This window comes from Armatimonas sp., assembly GCF_964826245.1.
Window position 1 is genome coordinate 1 of sequence record NZ_CBAYMC010000311.1, and the last position, 4197, is coordinate 4197.

General features: G+C 62.1%; 1 protein-coding gene and 1 pseudogene. Both read left to right on the forward strand.

The window, feature by feature from the left end; translation table 11 throughout:
• Positions 1-672, forward strand: a pseudogene (locus AC1XOS_RS20340) (hypothetical protein); the annotation flags it as partial.
• A gap of 242 nt (positions 673-914) precedes the next feature.
• The coding region (locus AC1XOS_RS20345) for an amidohydrolase family protein (protein WP_481964041.1) at positions 915-4197 on the forward strand (3283 nt) is incomplete at its 3' end.

The window sequence follows — 4197 nt, forward strand, 5'->3', positions numbered from 1 at the left end:
TTTGATAATCAAGGGCGTGCCGCGTTTACCCTGAACCGTCCGCAGTTTCTCGATGTAAGCTCTGGGTCTTTTGACCGGGCGAGCTTTGGGCTCCTTCGCAGTGCCTATTCCCTGGATAATGGATTTTCGGGGATGCTGTGGAGCAAGCCTGGCGATGGGAAAGCTATTGGCGAGTTCGTGCCGCACTCCGGCAACGCAAGCGGGACGCTGGTTGGTTTGACGATTGGCAAGAGCGGGCCGGTTCCGGCGGCGTTTAAGAACGGCAAGATTGGGACGCTCCCGGTGATGGGCGGGCTTCAGATGGCGATTCCGATGGCGGCCAACGAGCGCGATATCTTTGTCGGCGCGGGAATCTCGGAAGAGCGCATGGTCAAGCCGATTGGCTGGAGCAAGGGCAAGACGGGCGAGCTTCCGGTGCCGGGGAGCAAGCAAGGACTCGCTCTGGGCATCAACGACAACAATCAAGTCGTCGGCGTGATCGAGACTGAGGGCGGCGAAGCACATGCGGCGGTCTGGAGCGGCGGGAAAGTCATTGACCTCAACGATGTCATTGAGGGCCGTGAGGGCTGGACTCTGGTGCAGGCGCGTGGCATCAACAACAAGGGCTTCGTGGTCGGTACGGGCGTCAAAGACGGTAAAGTCGGCGCGTTTGTCGTCGGACCCGTGAAATAAACCCTCCTCCCTCCTCCCTCCGCTCCGCTCCTCCCTCCGCTCCTCCCTCCTCCCCCAACCCCTCCTCCCAATCCTGGGAGGAGGGGAGGTGGAGACCAAAATGACTATGGGATTGGGTAGAATGTTGGGCAGAAATGCCGGGGCTGGCGGATGAACCGTCGGCCTCATTTTTATTCCTCCCCCCTCCGCCGATCCTGCCTCCCAGGATTGGGAGGAGGGGTTGGGGGAGGAGGGAACTCATCATGCGAAAATCTGCCGCTCTTTTTCTCAGTCTCGGGCTTGCCACGGTTGCACATGCGCAGGGCAACGATCCGGGGGCTCCCAATGTCTATGCCATCACGGGCGCTAAGATCGTCACGGCGCCGGGGAAAGTGATCGCGTCGGGGACACTGGTCTTGCGCGATGGCGTGATTGAGTCGGTTGGGGCCAATGTGACCGTTCCCAAGGATGCCAAGGTGATCTCGGGGAAGGGCTGGACACTCTATCCGGGGCTGATCAACGCGTCCACGCGGCTTGGGATGCCCACCGAAGTCGTCAAATCGGATCGTGGCGATAAGTACCCCGTGTCGGCGATCCAGTCGGAGAACAATGCCGCGCTGCTCTTCAAGCCCGATGCGGAGGCAAACAAGCCCTACCGCCAGGCGGGGTTTGGGATCGCGCTCACGGCACCCGCGACGGGCCTTCTTGCGGGAACCAGTGCGGCAATTAGCCTGGGCGAGTCTGAGAAAGTCAATGAGCTGCTGCTGAATCCAAGGATTGGGATGCACCTCTCGTTTGAGCGCGGCGGCTTTGGTGAGTACCCCGGCTCGCTCATGGGCCAGATCGCCGCGACCCGCCAGGCCCTCTACGATGCCCGGTTCAAGGGCGGCAAGGGCACTCCCACACGCACCATTCAGGCGCTCCAGCCCGTGGTGGAGAAAAAGCTCCCGCTGATCGTGCGAGCTAGCGGTGCACGGGAGATCGAGCGAGCCCTCAAGCTGTGTAAAGAGTTTGGCCTGACCCCGATTATCGAGGGTGGCACCGAAGCCTATGCCATTGCGCAGAAGCTCAAGGACGCTAAAGTCAGTGTTTTTCTTTCCGCCGACCTGCCCGCTGCCCCGACAGTCGCGCCGGGTGAGATGTCTACGGAAACCCTCCAGAGCCTGCGTGCTCGCGCCCTGGCTCCGACGACTGCGGCTGCATTGGCAAAAGTCGGTGTCCCGTTTGCGCTGACGACCAGCTCGCCTGCGGATCTCCTCAAAAACACCCGCAAGCTCATCGCGGCTGGCCTCACCCAAGACCAGGCACTCATGGCGCTGACACTCTCACCCGCGAAGCTGCTGGGCATTGAGAAGCAGGCAGGGACACTGGAAGAGGGCAAGCTCGCCAACGTGATCGCCGTCGAGGGCGACTCGCTCTTTGCACCCAAGGCCAAGCTGGTGCAGGTCTTTGTCGAAGGCAAGCCTGTCACGTTGGCTGCTGCCCCCCCATCCCCCGCCGTGCGCGGGGGAAATCTGGAAGGCAAACCCCAAACCGCAGAGCCCCCCCGCCGGGCGGGGGATGGGGGGGAGGAGAAGCCTTTTGTGCTCTCCAAAGTGGGTACCGGGCAGATACCGCCGCTGCCGCCTGCGATGGCTTCCAAAAACTTCGTCTTGCGCAACGCGACGGTGTGGACAAGTGCGGCGGCGGGGATACTCAAAGAGACTGATGTCTTGGTGCGGGACGGCAAGATCGCCGCGATTGGCAACGCTTTAAAAGTTCCTGGTGGCACGGTCGAGATAGATGGGCGTGGCAAGCACGTGACGCCGGGGATGATTGACTGCCACTCGCACTCCGCTGTCTCGGGCGGTGTCAATGAGGGCAGCAATATCGTCACGGCCGAAGTGCGTATCGCCGACGTGCTCAACCCGGATGACGTGAATATCTACCGACAGCTTGCGGGGGGCACCACCGCCGCCAATGTGCTGCATGGCTCGGCCAATGCCATTGGCGGGCAAAATGCCGCAGTGAAGTGGCGCTGGGGCGCAGACTCCGCCGAGGACTTACTGATCAAGGACGCGCCACAGGGCATCAAGTTCGCGCTGGGCGAGAACCCAACGCGGTCGAACAGCGGCGGCTTTCGTGAGGGCACGCCACGCTACCCCGTGAGCCGCATGGGAGTGGAAAGAATCAGTCGTGCCCGGTTCACGGAAGCACGCGACTATGCTGTAAAGCGCAAGGCCAACCCCGAGGGCACCCGTCGCGACTTGCAGTTAGATGCGCTGGTCGAGATCCTAGAGGGCAAGCGCCTCGTGCACTGCCATAGCTACGTCGCCAGCGAGATTCTCATGCTGATCCGCCTTGCCGATGAGTTCGGCTTTAAGATCGCCACGTTCCAGCATGTCTTAGAGGGCTACAAAGTCGCCGATGAGATCGCCAAGCACGGTGCAGGTGGCTCGACGTTTACCGACTGGTGGGGCTACAAGCTCGAAGCCATAGACGCGATTCCCTGGAACGGGGCGCTCATGACCGAGCGTGGCGTCACGGTGTCGTTTAACTCCGATGACAACGAGCTGGCCCGGCGCATGAATGTTGAGGCGGCCAAGGCCATCCGCTGGGGCAATATGTCGCCTGCGGAGGCGCTAAAAATGGTGACCATTAATCCCGCCAAGCAGCTCCATATTGACAAGCTTACCGGCTCACTGGAGCCCGGAAAAGATGCCGATATCGTGCTCTGGACAGGCAACCCGCTCTCGCCGCTCTCCATGCCGGAGAAGACGTTCGTGGATGGCAACCTCCTCTTCGACCGCGCGGCAGATCTCGCCGCCCGTAAGGAGCTAGAAGCCGAAAAAACGCGGCTGGTGAAAGAGCTAAGCTCCGGCCAACCCCCTAGCCCCCGCCCGGCGGGGGAACCAGAGAACGCCGGCGAAGCCCTACCTAAGCGTCCCCTCCGCTCGGCGGGGGCAGGGGGGGCAACACCCACGGGGCCCGTTACCGCTCTGGTGAATGGCACCGTCCACACGGTCAGCGGCGCAGATATTGTCGGTGGCGTGGTCGTGGTGCAAGGCTCAAAGATTCTCGCCGTGGGCAAGGCGGGCGAGGTGAGCGTTCCTGCGGGCGCGACGCGAGTAGACATCTCCGGGCAGCATGTCTATCCGGGGCTGATTGATGCCAATACCACGCTTGGAGCCAACGAGATCGACTCCCGTCGCGAGACTCAGGATCTGAGCGAGCAAGGCACCTACAAGCCCGAGCTGTTTGCAGCCCACGTCATTAACCCAGACTCCGAGGCGATCAAAGTCACAAGGGCTGAGGGGATTCTGAGTGCGCTGGTGGCACCATCTGGCGGGACATTCTCGGGGATGGGAGCGCTCATCAACCTAGATGGCTGGACATGGGAAGAAATGTCGCTTGACCCCCTCGCGGGCCTTTTTACCACGTTGCCGGGCGGCGGCGGCGGACGGCGCTTTGGGGAGCACCATCACGATGATAGCTGCGAAGACATGGGCGAGGAGGACGACCTCAACCGAGCGGGTGCCGCCCAGCCGCCGTTTGTGGGCCGACGTG